Source organism: Nonomuraea sp. NPDC048892 (genome assembly GCF_040649735.1).
Lineage (GTDB): Bacteria > Actinomycetota > Actinomycetes > Streptosporangiales > Streptosporangiaceae > Nonomuraea > Nonomuraea maheshkhaliensis.
In genome coordinates, this window is sequence record NZ_JBEZFZ010000015.1 from 11,791 (window position 1) to 33,867 (window position 22,077).

At 69.1% G+C, this 22,077-nt stretch carries 18 protein-coding genes; 7 read left to right on the top strand and 11 right to left on the bottom strand.

Annotated elements, in window-relative coordinates; genetic code table 11:
* Positions 1 to 32 precede the first annotated feature (32 nt).
* The 4 genes from argS to AB0C28_RS36685 all read right to left on the bottom strand — a co-directional run bounded on the left by argS (position 33) and on the right by AB0C28_RS36685 (position 5,927).
* Positions 33 to 1,760, bottom strand: coding sequence for an arginine--tRNA ligase (gene argS, locus AB0C28_RS36670; protein ID WP_357853442.1), 1,728 nt, complete (start codon positions 1,758 to 1,760; stop codon positions 33 to 35).
* Positions 1,757 to 4,111 (bottom strand): HAD-IC family P-type ATPase, encoded by a 2,355-nt coding sequence (locus AB0C28_RS36675; protein ID WP_358080193.1) that lies wholly within the window; start codon positions 4,109 to 4,111, stop codon positions 1,757 to 1,759. The genes argS and AB0C28_RS36675 overlap by 4 nt, the downstream gene beginning before the upstream one ends.
* Before the next feature lie 41 nt (positions 4,112 to 4,152).
* Positions 4,153 to 5,172: a phosphate acyltransferase PlsX gene (plsX, locus tag AB0C28_RS36680; RefSeq protein ID WP_358080194.1), complete on the bottom strand. Its 1,020-nt coding sequence runs from the start codon at positions 5,170 to 5,172 to the stop codon at positions 4,153 to 4,155.
* A 197-nt stretch (positions 5,173 to 5,369) separates the two neighbouring features.
* The gene (locus AB0C28_RS36685; RefSeq protein ID WP_357853433.1) at positions 5,370 to 5,927 is read right to left on the bottom strand and encodes a DUF1707 domain-containing protein; all 558 of its coding nucleotides are present in this window, start codon (positions 5,925 to 5,927) and stop codon (positions 5,370 to 5,372) included.
* A 177-nt stretch (positions 5,928 to 6,104) separates the two neighbouring features.
* Here AB0C28_RS36685 and AB0C28_RS36690 point away from each other — a divergent pair, with 177 nt between their 5' ends.
* Together AB0C28_RS36690 and AB0C28_RS36695 are read left to right on the top strand one after the other, a co-directional pair.
* Positions 6,105 to 7,421: a lysine 2,3-aminomutase gene (locus AB0C28_RS36690; RefSeq protein WP_357853431.1), complete on the top strand. Its 1,317-nt coding sequence runs from the start codon at positions 6,105 to 6,107 to the stop codon at positions 7,419 to 7,421.
* A gap of 408 nt (positions 7,422 to 7,829) precedes the next feature.
* Positions 7,830 to 8,792 (top strand): hypothetical protein, encoded by a 963-nt coding sequence (locus AB0C28_RS36695; protein ID WP_357853428.1) that lies wholly within the window; start codon positions 7,830 to 7,832, stop codon positions 8,790 to 8,792.
* Positions 8,793 to 9,567: 775 nt separating this feature from the next.
* Here the strand turns inward: AB0C28_RS36695 and AB0C28_RS36700 are convergent.
* The 3 genes from AB0C28_RS36700 to AB0C28_RS36710 all read right to left on the bottom strand — a co-directional run bounded on the left by AB0C28_RS36700 (position 9,568) and on the right by AB0C28_RS36710 (position 11,899).
* On the bottom strand, positions 9,568 to 9,723 hold the full coding sequence (locus AB0C28_RS36700; protein WP_357853425.1) for a hypothetical protein: 156 nt from the start codon (positions 9,721 to 9,723) through the stop codon (positions 9,568 to 9,570).
* Between the two features lie 381 nt (positions 9,724 to 10,104).
* The gene (locus tag AB0C28_RS36705) at positions 10,105 to 10,971 is read right to left on the bottom strand and encodes an ABC transporter ATP-binding protein (protein ID WP_346111236.1); all 867 of its coding nucleotides are present in this window, start codon (positions 10,969 to 10,971) and stop codon (positions 10,105 to 10,107) included.
* Positions 10,964 to 11,899 carry an ABC transporter permease gene (locus AB0C28_RS36710; RefSeq protein WP_357853422.1) on the bottom strand — a complete coding sequence of 312 codons (936 nt, stop codon included), beginning with the start codon at positions 11,897 to 11,899 and terminating at the stop codon, positions 10,964 to 10,966. The genes AB0C28_RS36705 and AB0C28_RS36710 overlap by 8 nt, the downstream gene beginning before the upstream one ends.
* A 472-nt stretch (positions 11,900 to 12,371) precedes the next feature.
* On the opposite strand from AB0C28_RS36710, the gene AB0C28_RS36715 reads away from it, so the two are divergent.
* The 5 genes from AB0C28_RS36715 (at position 12,372) to AB0C28_RS36735 (ending at position 18,108) form a co-directional block, all read left to right on the top strand.
* A complete protein-coding gene (locus AB0C28_RS36715) occupies positions 12,372 to 14,009 on the top strand; it encodes an ABC transporter substrate-binding protein (RefSeq protein ID WP_357853419.1) in 1,638 nt (545 codons plus the stop codon).
* Between the two features lie 129 nt (positions 14,010 to 14,138).
* Positions 14,139 to 15,083: an ABC transporter permease gene (locus tag AB0C28_RS36720; protein WP_346111240.1), complete on the top strand. Its 945-nt coding sequence runs from the start codon at positions 14,139 to 14,141 to the stop codon at positions 15,081 to 15,083.
* Positions 15,076 to 16,056, top strand: a complete 981-nt coding sequence (locus AB0C28_RS36725; RefSeq protein ID WP_357853415.1) for an ABC transporter permease — start codon at positions 15,076 to 15,078, stop codon at positions 16,054 to 16,056. Before AB0C28_RS36720 ends, AB0C28_RS36725 begins: the two co-directional genes overlap by 8 nt.
* A gap of 14 nt (positions 16,057 to 16,070) precedes the next feature.
* On the top strand, positions 16,071 to 17,108 hold the full coding sequence (locus AB0C28_RS36730) for an ABC transporter ATP-binding protein (RefSeq protein WP_357853412.1): 1,038 nt from the start codon (positions 16,071 to 16,073) through the stop codon (positions 17,106 to 17,108).
* Entirely contained in the window at positions 17,092 to 18,108 is a 1,017-nt protein-coding gene (locus tag AB0C28_RS36735) for a dipeptide ABC transporter ATP-binding protein (protein ID WP_346111244.1), read from the top strand. Before AB0C28_RS36730 ends, AB0C28_RS36735 begins: the two co-directional genes overlap by 17 nt.
* A gap of 187 nt (positions 18,109 to 18,295) precedes the next feature.
* Here the strand turns inward: AB0C28_RS36735 and AB0C28_RS36740 are convergent, their stop codons facing one another.
* The 4 genes from AB0C28_RS36740 to AB0C28_RS36755 form a co-directional block, all read right to left on the bottom strand.
* Positions 18,296 to 19,480, bottom strand: coding sequence for a lipid-transfer protein (locus tag AB0C28_RS36740; protein ID WP_358080195.1), 1,185 nt, complete (start codon positions 19,478 to 19,480; stop codon positions 18,296 to 18,298).
* 73 nt (positions 19,481 to 19,553) lie between these two features.
* On the bottom strand, positions 19,554 to 19,958 hold the full coding sequence (locus tag AB0C28_RS36745; RefSeq protein ID WP_358080196.1) for an OB-fold domain-containing protein: 405 nt from the start codon (positions 19,956 to 19,958) through the stop codon (positions 19,554 to 19,556).
* 25 nt (positions 19,959 to 19,983) lie between these two features.
* Complete coding sequence (locus AB0C28_RS36750; RefSeq protein ID WP_358080197.1) at positions 19,984 to 21,228, bottom strand: S8 family serine peptidase; 1,245 nt, start codon at positions 21,226 to 21,228, stop codon at positions 19,984 to 19,986.
* Entirely contained in the window at positions 21,225 to 22,016 is a 792-nt protein-coding gene (locus AB0C28_RS36755) for a hypothetical protein (protein WP_358080198.1), read from the bottom strand. Before AB0C28_RS36755 ends, AB0C28_RS36750 begins: the two co-directional genes overlap by 4 nt.
* Between the last annotated feature and the right edge of the window lie 61 nt (positions 22,017 to 22,077).

Below are 22,077 nucleotides of genomic sequence, written 5' to 3' on the forward strand. Positions count from 1 at the left end.
GACGGAACGGGAGACTTTGAGTCAACTGCCTGTTACATGCGCTCGGGGACAGGGACGCCCAGAAGGTCGAGCCCGGTCTCCAGGACGCGCAACGTGAGCGCGCACAGGGCCAGCCGCTGCTCTCTCGTCTCGGGGTCGACGCCTTCCTTGACGACCGGGCACTCCTCGTAGAACGTGCTCAGCAGGCTGGCCGTCTGGAAGAGGAACGCGCACAGCCGGTGTGGCTCAGAGGCGGCGGTGACCTGGGCGACGAGCTCGCCGAAGCCCAGCAGGTGGAGGCCGAGCGCGCGTTCGGCCGGAGCGGCCAGCACGATCGGAGCGTTCGCCTCGCCCGGCTCGATGCCCGCCTTGCGGAAGATGGAGCGGATGCGGGCCGTCGCGTACTGCATGTAGGGGCCGGTGTTGCCGGTCGTGGCCACCATGCGGTCGAGGTCGAAGACGTATTCGCTGTCGTGGCTGACGGACAGGTCGGCGTATTTCACTGCGGCCATGCCGACGGCGTGGGCGATCTCCCGCTTGAGTGCCTCGTCGTAGCCGCGGTCCTCGATCAGCCGGGCGGCCCGGTCGATCGCCTCCTGGAGCAGGTCCATCAGCTTGACCGACTCGCCGGAGCGGGTCTTGAAGCGCCGGCCGTCCTTGCCCAGCATCATGCCGATGCGTACGTGCTCGGCGTCGACCGTGTCGGGCAGCCAGCCGGCCAGCCTGGCGGCGGCGAACACCATCTGGAAGTGCAGCGCCTGCTCGTTGCCGACGACGTAGAGGATGCGGTCGGCCTTGAGGTCGTGGACGCGGTAGCGGATGGCCGCCAGGTCGGTGGTGGCGTAACCGTAGCCGCCGTCGCTCTTTCTGATGATGAGCGGCAGCGGCTTGTCGTCGGAGCCGGTGAACCCGGGCGGGAACACGCACAGCGCGCCCTCACTCAGCTCCGCCGTGCCCGACGCCTCCAGGTCGTCGCAGGTCTTCTGGAGCATCGGGTTGTACATGCTCTCGCCGGCGATGTCGGTGTCGGTCAGCGTGACGCCGAGCAGGTCGTAGACCTTGTTGAAGAAGCGCACGGTGGCGTCCATGAACACGTGCCAGAGCCGCAGCGTGTCGGGGTCGCCCGACTGCAGGGTGGAGACCCGCGCCCGCGCGCGCGTCTTGAAGCCCTCGTCGCTGTCGAACTTGGCCCGCGCCGCCTGGTAGAACTCGGTGCCCTGGCCGGCTTCGAGCTGGGCGACCGCGGCCTGCTCGCCGATGTCGAGCAGGTGCTCGATGAGCATGCCGAACGGGGTGCCCCAGTCGCCCAGGTGGTTCTGCCTGATGACGGTGTTGCCCAGGTGCTCGTGCAGGCGGGCCAGGGAGTCGCCGACGATCGTCGTGCGCAGATGGCCGACGTGCATCTCCTTGGCCGCGTTGGGCGCGGAGTAGTCGATCACGACGGTCTGCGACGGCGTGGTCGTGCCGACGCCGAGGCGTGGGTCGGCCAGCATCTGCCTGGCCTCGGACTCGATGAAGGAGTCGGCGAGGGTGATGTTGAGGAAGCCGGGGCCGCTGACCTCGATCGTGCCGGGGAAGTCGGACAACTCCGCCCTGATCGCCTCGGCGACCTCCCGCGGGCTCCGTCGCAGACGCTTGGCCAGGCTCATCGCGACGTTCGCCTGGAAGTCGGCGAACTGGGAGGGCCGGATCAGCGGATCTGCGTCGGCGTGCTCCGGGCCGAACGCGCGGGCCAGCGCCTGCTGGACGCGCTCGGTGAGCACAATCTGCGGGTCGGTCATGGTCTAAGGGTACCGGCGACCTTGACCGAGACGCTTATCAGAAAGGCGGCCACGACCGAGATGCCGACGGCGATCAGATCGTTGGTGAGGTCGCCGGGTTCGAGGGCGAAGAACTCCCTGATGAAGGGCAGCGACAGGCCGACGCAGAACAGCGCCGCCATGGCCGCGACCATGGCCCCCCGCCACCAGTTGAGCGGCCTGGCGATCAGGACGAGGACCCACCAGGTGGTGAGGAAGAGCGTGATCACGGCGGCGGTCTGGTCCTCCAGGAGGGAGGAGGCGCCGTTGTGCGCGGCCCAGAACGACAGCAGCACGGCCAGCGCGCACAGCACCCCGGCCGGTACGGCGAAGCGCAGCACGCGGGGCACGAACCCGGGCTTGGCCCGCTCAAGCGTGGGGGCGAGCGCCAGGAAGAACGCCGGGATGCCGATGACCAGGGCGTTGGTCAGGGTCGAGTGGCGCGGCGCGAACGGGAACGCGACCCCGGCCACTCCGACCAGCAGCGAAATCACGATCGCGTAGAAGGTCTTGGTGAGGAACAGGTTGGCGACCCGTTCGATGTTGGCCAGCACCCGCCGGCCCTCGCCCACGACGTGGGGCAGGGTGGAGAACTTGTCGTCGAGCAGCACCACCTGCGCGACCGCCTTGGTGGCCGGGCTGCCCGCGCCCATCGCGATGCCGAGGTCGGCGTCCTTGAGCGCGAGCACGTCGTTGACGCCGTCGCCGGTCATGGCGACCGTGCGGCCTCGGGACTGCAGCGCGGTCACGAACTCGCGCTTCTGTCGCGGGGTGACCCGGCCGAAGACGGTGTGGGTGTCGAGTAGTTCGCCGAGTTTGTCCGGGTCGTCGTGCGGGAGCGTCCTGGCGTCTATGGCGCGGTCGGCGCCGGGGATGCCGAGGCCGGTCGCGATGGCCGACACCGCCTGGGTGTTGTCGCCGGAGATGATCTTGAGGTTGACGCCCTGCTTGGCGAAGTAGCTCAGGGTTTCGCGGGCGTCCGGCCTGATGCGCTGCTTGAACGTGAGGAGCGCGACAGGAAGCACGGTGGTGGGAGTGGAGGCGGGGTGCGGGGTCTCGCCGCCGGCGAGCTCTCCGGTCGTGGCCAGGTCGTCGGCGCGGCACAGTACGAGGACGCGGGTGCCGGTGGCGGCCAGTTCGGCGGCCCTGTCGTAGCAGTCGCCGCCCTGGAGCAGCACGTCGGGCGCGCCCAGCACCCAGACGCCGTGCTCGCCGAAGTCGGCCCCGCTCCACTTGCGCGCCGAGGAGAACGGCACGGTCTCGCCGGCCTTCCAGCCGTCGGCGGTGGTGGCGGGGTAGCCGGCCCTGATGGCCTCGGCGGTGGCGTTCGGCCGGCTGTCGAGGTGGGCCAGCGCGGCGAGCGCGGCGTCGATCGGCCGGCCGTCGGGCTGGACGGGGAGGACCTGGTCGAGGTCCATGCCGGCCGTGGTGAGGGTGCCGGTCTTGTCCAGGCAGAGCACGTCCACCCTGGCCAGGCCCTCGATCGCGGGCAGCTCCTGGACCAGGCACTTGCGCCGGCCCAGGCGGACGACGCCGACCGCGAAGGCGAGGGAGGTCGTCAGCACCAGGCCCTCGGGGATCATGGTGACGATGCCCGCGACCGCGCCGGTGATGGCGGTGCCGAGGTCGGCCGAGTTGTGCAGCTGGCTGTAGATCAGCAGCGCGCCGATGGGGATGACCAGCCAGGTGATGTACTTGATGAAGTTCGCGACGCCGGCCCGCAGCTCGGAGTGGGCGAGGTGGAAGCGGCTGGCCTCCTCGGCCAGGCGCACGGCGTACGCGTCGGTGCCGACCCTGGTGGCGACGAACGCTCCGGAGCCCGCCACCGCGAAGCTGCCCGACAGCACCTCCTCGCCGGGCTTTTTGTGCACGGGGTCGGCTTCGCCGGTGAGCAGCGACTCGTCCACCTCCAGCCCCTCGGAGTGGACGACCTCGCCGTCGACCAGCAGTCGGTCGCCGGGACCGAGCAGGATGAGGTCGCCCAGCACCACGTCACGGGGGCTGACCTCGCGTTCCGCGCCGTCGCGGCGCACGCGTACGGGAGCCTCGTTGATCACCGCGAGCTTGTCGAGCGTGCGTTTCGCGCGCAGCTCCTGGACGATGCCGATCAGCGCGTTGGCCACGATGACCAGCCCGAACGCGCCGTCCTGCCACTCGCCGAAGATCAGGATGAGGGCCCAGAGGACGCCGATGACCAGGTTGAACAGGGTGAAGACGTTCGCTCTGAGAATCGCGCTCAGCGACCTGCTCGACCGGCGTGGCACGTGGTTGGCCTTCGCCCGCGCCACCTGGGCGGACGTCAGCCCGGGCGCGGTCAAGGTGAGCCCGTCCACATAACCCCCCGTTTCTGTGGATCGGACTCACACCCTAGCCTTCACCACAACCTGTGGGAGCGACTTTGGGAGGCGGCCTTCTCGCCGATGGCCGGCACCACGCCGCCCGATGCCAGGTCGGCGGCCAGGCGGCAGGCCGCGCTGATGCCCTGTGCTCTGGAGGCGCCGTGGGCGATGACGACGGTGCCGTTGAGTCCGAGCAGGACGGCTCCTCCGTGCTCCTCGGCGTCGAGGCGGCGGCGCAGGCCGCGGATGCGGGAGCGCTGCATGGCGGCGCCGAGCCGGGCCAGCCTGCTGTCGCCGATGCTCTCCCTGAGCTCGGTGAACGCGTAGCGGACCGCGCCCTCCATCGTCTTGAGCGCCACGTTGCCGGTGAAGCCGTCGGTGGTGATCACGTCGACCTTGCCGGTGAGCAGGTCGTGGCCCTCGACGTTGCCGGCGAACTGGATGCCGGGGGAGGTCTGCAGCAGCTCGTGGGCGCGTTTGACGAGTTTGTTGCCCTTCTCCGCCTCGCTGCCGATGGTGAGCAGGCCCACCTTGGGGTCCTGGATGCCGTGGGCGAGCTCGGCGTAGGTGGCGCCGAGGTGGGCGAACTGCACCAGCATCTCCGGTTTGACCTCGGCGTTGGCGCCGGCGTCCAGGAGCACGGTGGGGGTGGGCAGCGTGGGCAGCGCGACGGCGATGGCCGGCCTGAGCACGCCCTGCTGGCCCTTGAGCCGGAGCTTGCCGGTGGCCACGATGCCCGCGGTCGATCCGGCGGACACGACCGCGGTGGCGTCGCCGCGGCGGACGAGGTGGCAGGCGACGGCGATGCTGGAACGGGGGCGGCGCAGGCTGGCCAGCGCGCCTTCGTCCATGGACAGGGCCTCCTCGGCCCGGACGATCGGGATCTCTTTGGTGGCGTCGTGGTCGGCGAGCGCCTCGTAGAGCACGCGGGGGGAGCCGACGAGGACGACGGCCAGGCCGCGTTCGCGCACGGCGTGCACCGCGCCCGCCACGATCTCGTGGGGTGCGTGGTCGCCGCCCATGGCGTCGAGCGCGATGGGCCTGCTGTCGGACACTGATCACCTCGTACGGCATCGAGCCCGCCGTCACGGCTTGGCCGGTACGCGGGCTCGGTATGTCCGCATCGCAGGCGAGGCAGGTGCCAGGTTAACCGGCGGGTAGGCCCTGTTGGTTCCCTTGAGGGCACGTTCCAGTCATGTCCGGGGCCGTCCGGGCCGGCGGCGGGCCTCGTCCAGGGTTTGGCGCCGCTCTTCTAGTGGAGGTTCCAGTCGTCCTTGCCGCGGGTGACGATGACCTTGGAGAACTTCGACGACCCGGTCACCCGGATCAGCGGCCCGTCGCCCTGGGAGCCGCCCGTCACGTTGCGCTTGCCGAAGAGCGAGCTGCCTTCGTCGATCACGTTGGCGTTGTCGGGCACGCGCACGATCACCTTGCTGAACCGCGCGTCGGTCTCGACGGTGATCTCGCGGCCTGGCAGCACGGCCTCCGACAGGTCGATGATGAGCGCGCCGAACCTGGCCGACAGTTTGAGGTGCCTGGAGGCCACCCAGTGGCCCTTGCGCACCATTTTGCTGAACGTCGAGTCGATGACCTGCCGTTCGACGCCGGCGGGTGGACTGGAGGCGGACACCTCGGGCAGGTCCCGGGTGAGGGGGACGAGCTCGCCGACGGTCTTGGCCGTGTAGGCCACGTCGAGGCGGTCGGCGTGCTCGACGCTGGTCAGTCTTCCTGTGGCGAGCGCCTCGCCGAGCACCGCGGCCACGCGGTCGCGGTCGGCGTCTGAGGCGCGAAGCTGCGCATGGTCGGTCACGGTATAGGAGTCTATGCCCGATCGCGATATGTCGCGAGTGTCCCGAACCTCAAGGAAAACTTGGAGCCCAGCGGAACCGGTGACGCCGCTGAGCGCGTCCGGGTATTAAGGACCGTAGACGCGCGACAGGGTCGTGAGGTTTACACCCGATCGAACAAAAAAGATGGGAAAGGCCTAGTGATCTTGAACCAGGCAGGCACGCGACGCTTCAAGGCGTACACGTCCAAGCACCTTGACGAGCTCCTGCGGCGTGCGGGGCTGGCTGACGACGAGCGGCTCAAGGTCCGCGCGGTCGCCACGGTGCTGCCCTTCCGGACGAACGCCTACGTCGTCGATGAACTCATAGATTGGTCTGCCGCGACCGATGACCCCATATACCGGCTGGTCTTCCCGCAGGCGGACATGCTTCCCGCGGAAGACGTGGCCAGGCTGGCCGACCTGCTGAAAGCCGAGGCCCCCAACTCCGAGATCCAGGCCGAGGCCAACCGCGTACGCGCCCAGCTCAACCCGCATCCCGCGGGTCAGAAGGAACTCAACGTCCCGAGGATCGGCGACGAGCCCGTCCCCGGGCTGCAGCACAAATATCCGGAGACCGTGCTGATCTTCCCCAAGCAGGGGCAGACCTGTCACGCCTACTGCACCTACTGCTTCAGGTGGGCGCAGTTCGTCGGAGACGCGGACCTGAAGTTCGCCTCCGACGACATCGGCCAGATGGTCGGCTACGTTCGCCGCCATCCCGAGGTCACCAGCGTGCTCATCACCGGCGGCGACGCGATGATCATGGGTGAGTCCGTGATCAGGCGCTACATGGAGCCGCTGCTCGAACTGGAGCAGCTCGAATCCATCAGGATCGGCACCAAGGCACTGGCCTACTGGCCGCAGCGGTTCACCACCGACCCCGACGCCGACGCCACGCTGGGCTTGTTCGAGGAGGTGGTGCGGGCGGGCAAGAACCTCGCGTTCATGGCCCACTTCTCCCACCCGCGCGAGCTGGAGTCGCCGCTGGTCGAATCGGCGGTCAAGCGCATCCTCGGCAGCGGGGCCACGATCAGGACCCAGGCGCCGCTGATTAGGTCGATCAACGACGATCCGGCCGTGTGGTCGCACATGTGGCGACGGCAGCACCGGATGGGGATGATCCCGTATTACATGTTCATCGAGCGTGACACCGGGCCCCAGGACTACTTCGCGGTGCCGCTGGCACGAGGGTACGAGATCTTCAGGGAGGCCTACTCGTCCGTCTCGGGGCTGTGCCGCACGGTGCGCGGGCCCTCGATGTCGGCCACACCGGGCAAGGTGTGCGTCGACGGCGTCACGGAGATCGCGGGGGAGCGGGTCTTCATGCTCCACTTCATCCAGGCCCGCGACCCGTCGCTGGTGGGCCGGCCGTTCTTCGCGCGCTACGACCCGTCCGCGGTCTGGCTGACGGATCTGCGCCCGGCCTTCGCCGACCGTTTTCCGTTCGAGCCGGCCGAGGCCCTGCTTCCCGCCTGACCGGTCGCGCGCGTCCACCGCGACCGGAAAGAGACCGGAAAGAATCGCACCCCCGGCCCGCGACTTTTACGCGACCCTTTGTTCGCGGGCCGGCAGGAGGCCTCCTCCGTGCGCACGCGCGCGTTCACGCGCGTGCGCACAATATCGAAACAAGGCCCTCCTATTTCCCGGTTTGTCTCTCCGCTCAACGCTCCCCCTTTACTCGGTAACCGGCCTGCAAACCCCTCCTACATGGGGATTCATGCGCCTGCGGCCGATCAATGCGAGTGATAGAACTGCTGGCGTAGCTCAGCCGTAGCGGCACGCTTCGTGTGGTGCCCATAGCGCGCACGCCACGGCATACGGGGGTTATCGATTCGCATTTCCACCGCATTCGAGAGCGATCGATCACGAGCCGGGAAGGCAATCATGAATCGAGTAGTCAAGACGGCCATGGCCGTCACAGCATTCGGTCTGGCCGCGGCGGCGATGGCCGTGCCCGCGCAGGCCGAAGTTCAATACAGCATCGCCAGGTACGCTCCCATCGACAGCCAGGGGGCGGGCACCGCCGCAGCCGGCAGCCCGCTGGGCGGCCTCCTGAGCGGCCTGGCCGGCAAGGGCCTGCTGGGCGGCCTGCTGGACGGCCTCAAGGCCAAGTCCGCCGCCAAGCCGGCCTCGCAGATGACCGAGGCGGAGCTCGACACCGCCGCCGAGAACCAGGCGGAGCAGGGCATCTCGGCGAACGGCTTCGAGGACGTCACCCAGGACGGTGGCCCGCTGCCCGAGCTGTCGCCCATCGTCGGCGGTTTCCCGCTCACCACCGGCAGCAGCCTCACCGGCTCGCTGCCCGTCCTGTCGGGCGCGGCCCGCATGGCGCAGCCGGCGACGCCCTCGGTCAAGGCGGGCAAGCAGGGGCGCGGCGAGGCCGCGACCACCGGCACGTCCACGCAGAGCGCGATCGCCGGCCTGCTCGGGTCGCCCGCAGGGGGCGCGGTGACCCAGCTGCACACCACCAGCCTGCTGCCGGCCTCCGACAGCGGCACCGTCATGGCCGGCACGACCAAGGGCTTCCAGTCCCTGTCGGCCGACCTCGTCCTCGGCGGTCTCGGCCAGGCCGCCCAGCGCGCCCTGCCGAACGCCGCGAGCGGCGGGCTGGCCCCGATGGTCGGGCACGTCGCGCCCGCCGAGATGGCGCCGGTCGTCGAGGCGCTGCCCGCGACCTCACAGGCCGCCGCCATGGACGACCTCGCCCCGCTCGTCGAGGAGGGCGCGAGCTTCGCCCAGGCCCGCGGGACCAGGGCCGCCGGCTCCTACAGCGATGTCATCACCGCCCTCGGCTGGACCACCGACGCGCTGACGAGCTCGGTGCGGGACCGCTGGGTTCGCGACTAGGACCGCGACGGAGGCGCTGATGAGCGTGGCCGGCCCGGTGCCGGCAGTACGGTTCGCGGGCGTCCTAGGTGCCGACGCCCGGGCACCGGACCCGCCGGCGACCTGGCGGCCCGCTCACGTGCCCCAGCTGTTCCCTGACGGCGGGTCCCGCATCGGGATGCTGCCACACTGACGCGGCAGGTCGCCGGGGCTCCCAGAGAGGTGCCGGGCGCCCGGGACACTGACGCGCGACGGTTGCGAGGCTCCCGCGGTCGCGGGCCGCCTCATCACGGGCCTGGGCGGACGCGCCCACGGCCAGGGCGCGGGCGCCGCTACTGCAGGGCAGCGGCGCCGCCCCACGCCGCCAACCCACGCCGCCAACCCTTGTGGTTGGCGGCGATTTCCATGTTCAGGGGATCTCCCCGCCGGCTTCTCCGCGTCGGTTTCTCTCCGCAGGCTTCTCCCTGCCGGCGTGGAGTGGTCTTTTTCTCTTCTTTTACGGCGGAGCCGAGGTAGCCGCCACCCGCCGCACATGGCCGGTGGCCTCCAGGAATACGCCCGCTGACCGCCACGTGGCGGGCCGCCGATACGCGCGCCCACTTGACCCCCTGAGGCGCAAAACCCCGGCCCCCGCGCAGCCCGTCGTATCGCCGACTTGGCCGTGGGTTCGGGGTGGCTGTGGTGGCTCTGGAAGGCGTGAGTGGCGGCTGGCCAGCCCCGGGGTGGCGGGGGTGTTCTTCGGGCGTTGTGGTGGCTCTGAACGCGGGCGTGGCAGGTCTGAAGGCGGGCTTGGCTGTCAGGGGAGGCGGACGCCTGTGCGGCGGGCTATCTGGGCCTGCAGGCGGGCCATCTGCCAGTGCAGGTCGAGAAGCTGCTCGGCGAGCTGCATTCTCGGGATCTCGGACACGTCCTCGGTGGCCAGGTGGTCAATCGCGGCCGAAAGCTCTGCCATCGCGAGCCCCCACTCCATCACCGTTCCTAGGATCGAATTGACGTTCGAATCCTATCGGAACGGCAGGCTCGGTGTCAGTCTTTTGTCCCGTGGGTCGCGGGAGTTTCGCACACAAGATCGAACTCCTGACCACGGAGGGGGGCAACTTTGGGCTCGCGTGACGGCGGCTCGCCACTGAAGGGTCAGAGGGCGTTTCCTGGAGGGCCATCAGCCGGAGTGCGGCGGGTGGGCTGCCTTGGCGGAGCCGTAAAGGATGGAGGGGTTGGGGCTCAAATCGGCGGGGTTGGGGCTTGAAGCGCCGCTGATCAGAGCGGCGCAGCTCGAAGCAGCGACCAGCGGCTCGGCAGCGCGCCGCCGAGCACCACGTGATCGAATATCGAATCAGCCCTTGTTGTAGGCGGCGATGACCTCTTTCGGGTCGCCGTCCATTTTGATTTTGCCCTTGTGCAGCCAGATGACCCGGTTGCAGGTCTCTTCGATGACGCGCAGGTCGTGGGCGACGAGGAAGACGGTGCCGGCCGACTCGCGGATCTGGCGGATGCGTTCCTCGCTCTTCTTGCGGAACTCGCGGTCGCCGGTGGCCAGGGCCTCGTCGATGAGCAGGACGTCGTGGGTCTTGGCGGAGGAGATGGCGAAGCGGAGCCGCGCGCCCATGCCGGAGGAGTAGGTCGACATGGGCAGCTGGACGAACTCGTCGATGCCGGAGAAGTCGACGATCTCCTGGTATTTCTCCCTGACCTCGGCGGGCGTCATGCCCATGGCGTAACAGCCGAGGACGATGTTGCGCTCGCCGGTCAGCTCGCGCATGAGGGCCGCGTTGACGCCGAGCAGCGAGGGCTGGCCGTCGGTGTAGACGGCGCCCTCGTGCGGCGGCAGCAGGCCCGCGATGGCGCGCAGCAGCGTGGACTTGCCCGAGCCGTTGCGGCCCACGATGCCGATGGCGTCGCCGTGATAGGCCACGAAGGTCACGCCCTTGACCGCGTGGACCTCTTTCATCTGCGGCCGCCCCTGGCGCTTCAGGATGCGCGTGAGGGCGTTGACCGCGTTGCCCTTCTCGTTGTCCGAGGCGGCGCCGTAGACGCGGTAGACGATGTGGAGGTCGTCGACGATGACGGTGGGAGTGCCCGTTGGTACGTCGAGGGGCCGCTTGCCCGGGGGCTCCGGGTTGGGATGCACTCTCACATCCTTGCCGGGGACGGCGGGCTTGTCGCCCTTCACCTGTGACAGCTCCTTGGTCAGTTCAGCCACGCCCGTACCTCTCCTCGGACCGCCAGAAGAACCAGAAGCCGAAGCCGAGTGCGAACACCGCCCAGAATACGCAAGACATCCATACCATCGGGGGCGGGTGGTGGCCGAACCCCTTGTTGTGGGAGGCGATGAGGATCTCGCGCATCCACTCGATGAAGGAGGCCGCCGGGTTGAGATACATCACGTTGGCCACCCACTGGGGCAGCTGCGCGGCGTCGACGACCTTGTCCTGGATCGAGAAGAAGACGCCCGAGGCGTAGAGCCACGTGCGGGTGATGAACGGCAGCAACTGGTTGAGGTCGCGCATCGTGGCGCCGAGCCGGGCGACCACCAGGCCGGCGCCGACGTTGAACATCGTCTGCAGCAGCAGCACCACGGGGATCATGAGCCAGTACCACGTGGGCCATTCCTGGGTGGCGACCACGAGCGCGAGCAGCACGCCCATGGAGATGGCCAGTTGCTGCAGCTCCTGGATCGTGTAGGCCAGCGGCAGCGACGCCCTGGGGAAGTGCAGCGCTCTGATCATCGACAGGTTGCCGGAGATCGACTTCGCGCCCGCGGTGACCGTGCGTTGCGTGAAGGTGAAGATGAACATCCCGGTCAGCAGGAAGGCCGGGTAGTTGTCGATGTTCTTGTTGCCGCCCAGGATGAGGCCGAACATCAGGAAGTAGATGCCGGCGTTGAGCAGGGGCGTCAGCACCTGCCACAGCTGGCCCAGCGCGGAATTGGAGTATTTCGTGACGTTGCGTGAGGTCGCGTACGTCAGGATGAAATGACGCCGCTGCCACAGCTGGCGCAGGTAGACAGGGAACCTCGGCCGTGCGATGGCACGACGAAGCCCGTATCTCTTGGCGAGCTTGGCCAGCGGCTCCTGCCCGCTTCGGCCGCCCGCCTGGGCGTCCGCTACAGCGGATTCCGGCTGGCTCATGGCAAGGACTCTATTGGATCCCGGTCGGTGGGGTGCCTGTCGCGCGGGTCGGCGACAGTCTGTTGGACGGAGCTTGCCGACGCCGGGTTCCAAGGCGTCGTCAAGACCTGCTCAACCGTAGCCCAGTGAACCGGGGTGTGGTGGCAAGGGCGCGACCACCGTCATGTAGAGGGTATTTTTCATCGACTGTTCACGTCCGTGCTCTACCCTCTATGGTTGTTTGCGCTGTTTGTACGTCTTTGGGCGGAATGCCCGTGACGGTGGATAGGCACACGTGTGACCGAACTGCAATGCGCCAGAGACTCCCTGGTGGCAAGTAGTAAGGGATAGTCGCGATCGACTGGCAGGGCGTCGGCTGGTTTGACCATGTCAGCCAAATCCGGGGGGATACCAGGAACCCCCCGTCAGGCTGCTCCGGATCACCGCAGCTCAGCGCTTGGCGCCCACCTGTAGAGGGAGGAATTCTTTCACCATGCGTGTTACTAAGGGCGCACGGATCGTCGCCGGTACCGCGCTGCTCGCCCTCGCGGTTGCCGCGTGTGGTGGCGGTGCCTCGGACAGCGGCGGCACTGCCGCGGGCGGCGGGGAGACGCCGGTCCGCATGGAGATCGGTGAGCCCCAGGAGCTCCTGAACCCCCAGAACACGACCGAGACCGAGGGCTCTGAGGTCCTCGCCGCCGTGTTCTCGCCGCTTGTGCGTTACGACGAGAACAAGCAGCCGGTCGAAGAGGCCGCCGAGTCGATCACCACGACGGACAGCAAGGTCTGGACGATCAAGCTGAAGTCCGGCTACACGTGGCACGACGGCACGCCGGTCACCGCCGCGGACTACGCGCGCGCGTGGAACTTCGCCGCCCTCCAGGACAACGCCATGAGCTCGTCCTACTTCTTCGGTCGCGTCGCCGGTTACGAGGACGTGCACCCGGGTGAGGGCAAGACGCCGGCGGCCAAGGAGATGAAGGGTCTCAAGGTCGTCGACGACTCCACGCTCGAGGTCACCCTCACGGCGCCGTTCTCGCAGTTCAAGACGATGCTGGGCTACACCGCCTTCTACCCCATGCCCAAGTCGGCCATCGGCCCCGATGGCAAGGTGACCCAGGCCTACGGCGAGCAGCCGATCGGCCAGGGTCTGTTCAAGCTGGACAAGCCCTACAAGAAGGGCACCGACCCGACCATCGAGCTGTCGGTCTACGACAAGTTCACCGGGAAGAAGCCCACGGGCTGGACCAAGCTCCAGTTCAAGGTCTACACCAGCTCCGAGACCGCCTGGAACGACCTCCAGGCCGAGAACCTCGACATCCACGACTCCCTGCCGGCCACGGCCATCTCGACGGCCAAGCAGGTGCTCGGTGACCGCTACTTCGACGAGCCCGACGCGTCGATCGGCTACATCGGCACCCCGCTGAAGTACAACAAGGACTTCGAGAACGTCGACGTCCGCAAGGCCATCTCGATGGCGATCGACCGGAAGACGATCACCGACACGGTCTTCTCCGGCACCCGTTCGCCCGCCGACGACTTCATCAACCCGGCCATCCCCGGCTACCGCCAGGGCGCGTGCGAGGCGTGCACGTACAACCCGGCCGAGGCCAAGAAACTGTACGAGGCCGCCGGCGGTCCGAAGACCATCGAGCTCGGCTACAACAACGACGGCGGCCACAAGGAGTGGATCGAGGCCGTCGCCAACAACCTGCGCGCCAACCTGGGCATCGAGGTCACTCCGAAGCCGTTCGAGAAGTTCCAGGGCATCCTGGACGCTCTGGACGCCAAGGAGTACAAGGGCCTGTTCCGGATGGGCTGGGCGATCGACTACCCGGCGGCCGAGAACTACCTGACCCCGATCTTCGGCACCGGCGCCATCGGCACCGGCTCCAACTACGGCGGTTACTCCAACAAGGACTTCGACGACCTGGTGGCCAAGGGCGACCAGGCCACCGACGCGGCCGAAGGGCTGAAGTTCTACCAGCAGGCCGATGACATCCTGCTCAAGGACCTCCCCTACATCCCGGTCTACTTCTACCGGAGCAACTTCGGGCACTCGACGAAGGTCAAGAACGTCAAGCTCAACCTGCTCAACCAGATCAACTGGGCCGACGTCGAGAAGGCCTGACGTCATTCGCGGGGTGGGCGGCGGCTCTCGCCGTCCACCCGTCGGATGGCTGAGCTTGGAGGCAGCCACTCGAGCCGGGTAAACCACGGACTCTGGGGGCTGCCTCCAAGTGTGTACCGGAGGGCTTGAATGGGCCGATATGTCATTAGGCGACTGATCCAGGCGATACCCGTCCTGCTCGGCGCCACGCTACTCATCTTCTGCATCGTCTTCGCACTGCCCGGAGACCCCATCGCGGCACTGTTCGGGGACAAGCGTCCGGACGCCGCGATCGCCGAGGTGCTGCGCGAGCAGTACCACCTCAACGATCCGCTGCTGCTGCAGTACTGGTACTACATCAGCGGCGTTCTCTTCCGCGGTGACTTCGGGGTGAACTTCGCCGACATCCCGGTGTCCCAGATCATGGCCGGCAAGTTCCAGATCACGCTGAACCTCGCGCTGACCGCCCTGGTCATGGAGGCCGTCATCGGCGTCGGCCTGGGCCTGTGGGCGGCGCTGCGCCGCGGCAAGGCCACCGACACCATGATCCTCGCCTCCACGCTGCTGCTGATCTCGGTGCCCACGCTGGTGACCGGATTCGTGCTGCAGCTCCTGCTGGGTGTGAAACTCAAGCAGTGGACCGGAGCGGACATCTTCCCCGTGGCGGGCACGTTCGCGGGCTGGCGCAGCTACCTGCTGCCCGGCTTCGTGCTCGCGGGGACGTCCATCGCGTACCTGACCAGGCTCACCAGGACGAGCCTGGCGGAGACGCTGAGGGCGGACTACATCCGCACGGCCACGGCCAAGGGCCTGTCCAGACGCCGGGTCATCGGCAGGCACGGGCTGCGCAACGCGCTGATCCCGCTGGTCACCTATCTGGGCGCCGACCTCGGCAACCTGATGGGCGGCGCGGTCATCACCGAGACGATCTTCAATCTCCAGGGGATCGGAAACCAGCTCTTCACATCGGTGTACCTGCGCGAACAACCCGTCGTCGTCGGTATCGTCACCGTACTGGTGCTGGTCTACATCCTGGCCAACCTGGTCGTCGACTTGTTGTACGCCGTGCTAGACCCGAGGATCCGCTATGAGTAACCCAACCCCGCCGGTCGGGCCGGGACTCCCGGAGACGCAGACCATGGTCTCGGACACGGTGACCGCCCCCGCGCCGCCACGCCAGGGCAAGCACAAGCAGGCCAAGGGCGGCAAGCCCGCGAGCCTGTGGACCGACGCCTGGTACGACCTCAGGCGCCGGCCGATGTTCATCCTGTCGGTGATCATCATCCTGATCCTGCTGGTCATGTCGTTCTGGCCGCAGCTGTTCACCTCGGTCGACCCGTTCAACGCCAGGACGTGCGACTTGTCCACGGCGCGGCAGACGCCCAGCGCGGGCCACCTGTTCGGACGGGACAGCCTCGGCTGCGACGTCTACTCCAGGACGATCTACGGGGCCCGCAACTCCATCGTGATCGGGGTGCTGACCACGATCATCACCACGCTCGTGGGCGGGCTGCTCGGCATCATCGCCGGCTACAAGAGCGGCGTGGTCGACACGGTCTCCTCGCGGGTCACCGAGATCTTCTTCGCCATCCCCCCGATCCTGGGCGCCCTGCTGATCGCGGCCACGTTCCGCGGCCGGGCCAACAGCATCCTGCTGGTCATCATCGCGCTGGCGGTGCTGGGCTGGCCGATGACGTACCGCATCATGCGGGCGGCCGTGATCACGGCGAAGAGCCAGGACTTCGTGGTCGCGGCCAGGGCACTGGGAGCGGGAGCGGGCCGGATCATGTTCCGCCACCTGCTGCCCAACTCGGTGGCCCCGGTCATCGTGGTGGCCACGATCAACCTGGGCGGATTCATCGCGGCCGAGGCCGCGCTGTCCTTCCTGGGCGTCGGCGTGCAGTCGCCGGACATCTCCTGGGGCCTGATGATCGCCGACGCGCGCAACAGGTTCCTGGAGGCGCCGCTGCCGCTGATCTTCCCGGCCGTGTTCCTGTGCGTCACCGTGCTGGCGTTCATCATGATGGGCGACGCCGTGCGCGACGCGCTCGATCCGAAGCTCAGGTAGGAGGGAGGATCAAAGTGACGAAGACGACTCCGGACGCGTTGCCCGCCGAGGGAGGGCCGGGCGACGGGCCGCTGCTCGCCGTCGACAACCTGCACGTGGAGTTCCGCACCCGCGCGGGCGTCGTGCGCGCGGTGAACGGCGTGAGCTACACGGTCGGCGCGGGCGAGACTCTCGCCGTGCTGGGCGAGTCGGGGTCGGGCAAGTCCGTGACGGCTCAGGCCATCATGGGCATTCTCGACATGCCACCGGCGGTCATCCCCAAGGGGGAGATCCGCTTCAGGGGCACCGACCTGCTCAAACTGTCGGAGGACGCCCGCACGCAGGTGCGCGGGCAGCGGATCGCGATGATCTTCCAGGACGCGCTCTCCGCCCTCAACCCGGTCTTCACCGTGGGCTGGCAGATCAGTGAGATGTTCCGGGTGCACCGGGGCATGTCCAAGGCCGACGGCATGAAGAAGGCCGTCGAGCTGATGGACCGGGTCCGCATCCCGGCCGCCAAGCAGCGCGTGCACGACTACCCGCACCAGTTCTCCGGGGGCATGCGCCAGCGCATCATGATCGCCATGTCGATCGCGCTGGACCCCGAGGTGCTGATCGCGGACGAGCCGACCACGGCGCTGGACGTGACCGTCCAGGCGCAGATCATGGAACTGCTGGCCGAGCTGCAGCGCGAGAGCCAGATGGGCCTGATCCTCATCACCCACGACCTCGGCGTCGTGGCCGACGTGGCCGACAAGATCGCGGTCATGTACGCGGGGCGCATCGTGGAGAACGCCCCCGTGTACGACATCTACAAGTCGCCCGCGCATCCGTACACGAAGGGCCTGCTGGACTCGATCCCCAGGGTCGACCTCAAGGGCCAGGAACTGTACGCGATCAAGGGCCTGCCGCCCAACCTGCTGGACCTGCCGCCGGGTTGCTCGTTCAACCCGCGGTGCCCGTACCGGCAGGACAACTGCGTGACCGAAGCCCCCCCGCTCTACGAGATCAGCGGCGTGCGCAGCAGCGCCTGCCACTACTGGAGGGAGGTCCTCGATGGCGAGCGACAGTGAGCGCATCCTTGAGGTGCGCGACCTGGTCAAGCACTTCCCGCTGACGCAGGGCATCCTCTTCAAGAAGCAGATCGGCGCGATCAAGGCCGTCGACGGCGTCTCGTTCGACCTGAACAGGGGCGAGACGCTGGGCATCGTGGGCGAGTCGGGCTGCGGCAAGTCCACCCTCGCCAAGGTGCTGATGGCGCTGGAGCGGCCCACCTCGGGCTCGGTCAAGATCAACGGCCGGGACATCGCCAAGGCCAGGGGCGGCGAGCTCAAGCGCATGCGGCGCAACATCCAGATGGTGATGCAGGACCCGTACACCTCGCTGAACCCCCGGATGACCGTCGGCGACATCATCGGCGAGCCGTACGAGATCCACACGGAGGTCGCCCCCAAGGGCGACCGGCGCACGAAGGTGCAGGAGCTGCTGGAGGTGGTCGGACTCAACCCCGACCACATCAACCGCTACCCGCACCAGTTCTCCGGCGGACAGCGGCAGCGCATCGGCATCGCCCGCGGGCTGGCGCTCCAGCCGGAGATCATCGTCTGCGACGAGCCGGTCTCCGCGCTCGACGTGTCGATCCAGGCGCAGGTCATCAACCTGCTCGAACGGCTGCAGAACGAGTTCAACCTGGCCTACATCTTCATCGCCCACGACCTGTCGGTGGTGCGCCACATCTCCGACCGGGTCGGGGTGATGTACCTGGGCAAGTTCGTCGAACTCGGCAAGGACACGGAGATCTACGACCGGCCCGCGCATCCGTACACGCAGGCGCTGCTGTCGGCGGTGCCGGTGCCCGACCCCGAGGGCCGGGAACAGCGGGAGCGGATCATCCTCCAGGGCGACCCACCGTCGCCGGCCAACCCGCCGAGCGGGTGCCGGTTCCGGACGCGGTGCTGGAAGGCGCAGGAGATCTGCGCCGAGGAGGAGCCGCTGCTGCAGATCCGGCCGGGCACGGCGCACGAAAGCGCCTGCCATTTCGCCGAAACCCATGATGTGGTGCACGTGGGGTAGTTGCTTTCCCTCTCTTTCTGGAGGGCCCATCTGTTACGGCGGCGCCGGGTTGCCCCAGACGCCGTACGTGGCTGATGGCCCTCCAGGGAGACGCTGGCTGAACCCGTCAGTGGCAGAGCGCCGTTACGGCGCTCTGTGGGCCTCGTGGCGTGGTTCAAAGCCTGACCCGGTTTCAGGGGGCTCCAGCTCAGCGGGTGGCGATGATCGCTGAGCCGTGGCCGAACAGGCCTTGGTTGGCGGCCAGGCCCACGCGGGCGTTCTCCACCTGGCGCGCTCCCGCCCGGCCGCTGAGCTGCACGGTCAGCTCGCAGAGCTGGGCGATGGCCTGGGCCGGGATCGCCTCGCCGAACGAAGCCAGGCCGCCCGACGGATTGACCGGGATGCGGCCGCCCAGCGCGGTCTGCCCGTCGCGGAGCAGCTTGTCCGCCTCGCCTGGCGGGCAGAGGCCGATGTCCTCCATCCAGTCCAGCTCCAGCGCCGTGGACAGGTCGTAGACCTCGGCCAGCGACACGTCCTGCGGGCCCAGGCCCGCCTCCTCGTACGCCGCGTGCGCTATCGCCGCCCTGAAGGGCAGGTGGCCGGACGGGGGGTCGGTGACGCGGGAGTCCGTGGCGAAGTCCGGCAGTTCCAGCACCGTGTTCGGGAAGGTGGGCGTGACCGTGGAGACGGCGGCCAGGCGTACCCGGGTGCCGCCGTGGCGGCGGGCGTACCGTTCCGAGGCCAGGACCACCGCCGCGCCGCCGTCCGAGGTGGCGCAGATGTCCATGAGGTGCAGCGGGTCGGCCACCATGGGCGAGGCCAGCACCTGCTCGGCGGTGACCCGCCCGCGGTAGCGGGCCAGCGGGTTGAGCGAGCCCGCCAGCGCGTTCTTGACCTTGACGGCGGCGAAGTCCTCCGGCGTCGAGCCGTGCACGGCCATCCGGCGCCGGGCGTAGAGGGCGAAGTAGGCCGGGTTCGTGGCGCCGAGGAGGCGGAAGCGCAGCCAGTCGGGGTCGTCGGGGCGGTCGCCGCCCACCGGCTTGAAGAAACCCTTCGGGGTCGCGTCCGCCCCGACCACGAGGGCGACGTCGCACAGTCCCGCCAGGATCCTGGTGCGCGCGATGTCCAGCGCCTGGGCCCCCGACGCGCAGGCCGCGTAGCAGGAGGCGACCCTGGCGCCCGACCAGCCCAGCGCCTTGGCGTAGGAGGCGCCGGAGACGAAGCCCGGGTAGCCGTTCCTGATGGTGTCCGCGCCGACCACGAACTGCACGTCCGTCCAGGCCAGGCCGGCGTCCTTGAGCGCCTCGCGGGCGGCGGCGACGCCGTAGTCGAGGAAGGGACGGCCCCACTTGCCCCACGGGTGCATCCCGGTGCCCATCACGACCACGCTCATGACGCTCGCCTCCAGCGGTGTACCCGTGTCATTCCTGGCCTCATGGCGCTCGCGCGCACCCCTGTCACGGGCCTCATGACGGCCGCCCCCACATCCACACCAGCGGGCCGTCGGCCAGCGGGCCCGAGGTCAGCTCCAGTTCCATGCCCACCGTGAGCTCGTCCACCGTCAGGCCCTTGACCTGCCCGAGCACCACGATTCCGACCTCGTCGAGCTCGACCGCGGCCAGCGTCACCGGCTCGTACGGCTGCGCGGCCACGTACGGCGCCGGCGGCGGGTAGCAGGCGTTCGTGTACGACCAGACGCGTCCGCGCCGTGGCAGCCCGAACACCTCCATCTCCGTGCCCGCGCACCGGGGGTCGGGGCACGAGCCGTGCCGTGGCGGGAAGCACACCGCTCCGCAGGCCGGGCACCGGGTGCCCAGCAGGCGGACGCCCGCTTCCTCGATGGCGAACCAGCCGTCGATCGCGTACGTCATAGCCGGAGTATCACACAAGCGCTTGCTAGGTTACATCCCTCCGCCGGGTCCTGCGCCGCAGCACCACCCGCGCCGACATCACCACCATCAGCAGCAGCATGCCGCCCACCACCGGCACCCTGGTGGCCGGCACGGGCCCGTCGCCGAAGTACGGCCCAGGACCGGCGGCCAGGGCGGTGACCGGCACCGCCAGCCGGTCCGCCATCCGCAGGGCGAGCAGCGCGTCGACCACGCCGTGCCCGTAGGCGGGGCTGTAGCCGCCCGACGGCTGCCGCCCGGTGCCCAGCTCGATGGCCCTGCGCACGTGGTAGGGCGACATGCCGGGATGCGCCGACCTGATCAGCGCCGCGATGCCCGCGACCATGGCGGCGGCCGAGCTGGTGCCGTCGCCGACCACGTACGAGGTGCCCGCGTCGGCCGTGACGATCTGCGTGCCCGGCGCCACCACCGACACGTAGTCCTGCTTGTTGGAGAACCGGGCCACCCTCATCCGCCGGTCGACCGCGCCCACCGCGATCACCCCCGGGTAGGCGGCGGGGAAGTTCTTCCTGTTGGCGGCGGCGCCGTCGTTGCCCGACGAGGCCACCAGTACCGCTCCCTTGCTGATCGCGTGCTGGACGGCCTCCTCCTCCGCCGCGTACCCCTCCCACGCGCCGCTGCCGCCGCCGAGCGACATGCTGATGACGTCGGCGCCGTGGTCGGCCGCGTACCGGATGCCCTTGGCCAGCGCGTCACGCCAGCCGGAGAGCTGCCTGCCGCGCCGCGGGTCGCCGTTCTCCAGCGTCACCCGTACGGACAGCACCTTGGCGGCGGGGGCCACCCCGATGATGCCGCTGCCGTCGCCGTGCCCGCGACCCGCGATCAGGCTGGCCATGGCGGTGCCGTGCGGGCCCCAGGGCACGTCGCCGGTGCCGGTCAGGTCGGGGCCCTGCATGACGGCGCCGCGCAGGTCGGGGTGGTTCGCGTTCACACCGGTGTCCAGTACGGCCACCACCACGCCCGCGCCCTTGCTCACCCGCCACGCCTCAGGCAGCCGCAGTGTGCCGAGCTGCCACTGCCCGGCCCGCGCCGCCTCCCCCAGATCACCGACATCGTCTGCCACGCCGGTCGCGCCCGCTGCGCCTGCGGCGCCTGTCGCGTACGCCGCGCCTGCCGTGTCCGCTTTGTCTGCGGTGCGGGTCGTGTGGGTGGTGGCGTGGGCGGCGGTGCCGGGGACGGCGATGACGGCCGTCAGGCCGGCCACCAGCGTCGGGACGATGAGCCGCCTCATCGGGTCAGCGCCTGGTGCAGGACCGTCGCCAGTTGCCGCGCCGCGTGCCGCAGTCGGACCATGGCGCCGTCGCCCGGCCGGTACGCCCGCCCGTCGGCGTATCCGGCGGCCGTCGCCACCACATAACGCTCGTCGGAGTCGACCACGACGCCGGTGAAGTACTGCCGATCGCCGAACCGCTCGGCCGCTCCGCCGGGGAAGGCCACCGGCCGCACGGTGGCGGGCCGCCCGGCATCGGCGAAAACGGCCCCGAGACCCGCCGTCGGGCCTGCCACGAAAACGGTCCCGAGACCGGCTGTCGGGCCTGCCACGAATACGGCTTCGGGATCGGCCGCTGGGCCTGCCGCGAAACCGGCCGTGAAACCGTCTGCCGACCTGTCCGTGCGACCGTCTGCGGATCCGTCCGTGAGTCCGTCTGCGGACCCGTCCGTGAGACCGGCTCCCGGATCGGTGGCGGGAGCGAGGGTCTGGGTGGGTGGCCGGCTGTCGAGTACGGCGATGCCGACGGTGACGACGAAGGTGCCGGTGCTGTCCGCGTACGTGGCGCGTAACGCCGTACGGCACCCCGGACCCACGACGGCCGGCTGGAAGGCGCGGCGGCAGGGCGCCTCGGGGGCGACTCCGGCCAGCACGTACGTGACCCGCGCCCCCGAAGGGCTGGAGCCGGGCACCGAGTCGGGGAAGACCCGGGCGACCGGCCACGCGTGCCAGCGTTCTGAGACGGTCGGGGCCGGTGAGGGCCAGACCGCGGCCATGATGGACAACAGCACAAGGGACAAATGGAACATGTCAACCTCGAACAGGAGGGGAGGGACCTCCGATCTGTTCCGCATTCTGACACGAGAGCGT

Bases quoted from the DNA above. Each gene is read 5' to 3' on its own strand.
- AB0C28_RS36755 (WP_358080198.1), bottom strand. From the start codon at position 22,016: ATGTTCCATTTGTCCCTTGTGCTGTTGTCCATCATGGCCGCGGTCTGG.
- argS (WP_357853442.1), bottom strand. From the start codon at position 1,760: ATGACCGACCCGCAGATTGTGCTCACCGAGCGCGTCCAGCAGGCGCTG.
- AB0C28_RS36750 (WP_358080197.1), bottom strand. From the start codon at position 21,228: ATGAGGCGGCTCATCGTCCCGACGCTGGTGGCCGGCCTGACGGCCGTC.
- AB0C28_RS36695 (WP_357853428.1), top strand. From the start codon at position 7,830: ATGAATCGAGTAGTCAAGACGGCCATGGCCGTCACAGCATTCGGTCTG.
- AB0C28_RS36725 (WP_357853415.1), top strand. From the start codon at position 15,076: ATGAGTAACCCAACCCCGCCGGTCGGGCCGGGACTCCCGGAGACGCAG.
- AB0C28_RS36735 (WP_346111244.1), top strand. From the start codon at position 17,092: ATGGCGAGCGACAGTGAGCGCATCCTTGAGGTGCGCGACCTGGTCAAG.
- AB0C28_RS36710 (WP_357853422.1), bottom strand. From the start codon at position 11,899: ATGAGCCAGCCGGAATCCGCTGTAGCGGACGCCCAGGCGGGCGGCCGA.
- AB0C28_RS36700 (WP_357853425.1), bottom strand. From the start codon at position 9,723: ATGGCAGAGCTTTCGGCCGCGATTGACCACCTGGCCACCGAGGACGTG.
- AB0C28_RS36740 (WP_358080195.1), bottom strand. From the start codon at position 19,480: ATGAGCGTGGTCGTGATGGGCACCGGGATGCACCCGTGGGGCAAGTGG.
- AB0C28_RS36745 (WP_358080196.1), bottom strand. From the start codon at position 19,958: ATGACGTACGCGATCGACGGCTGGTTCGCCATCGAGGAAGCGGGCGTC.
- AB0C28_RS36720 (WP_346111240.1), top strand. From the start codon at position 14,139: ATGGGCCGATATGTCATTAGGCGACTGATCCAGGCGATACCCGTCCTG.
- AB0C28_RS36715 (WP_357853419.1), top strand. From the start codon at position 12,372: ATGCGTGTTACTAAGGGCGCACGGATCGTCGCCGGTACCGCGCTGCTC.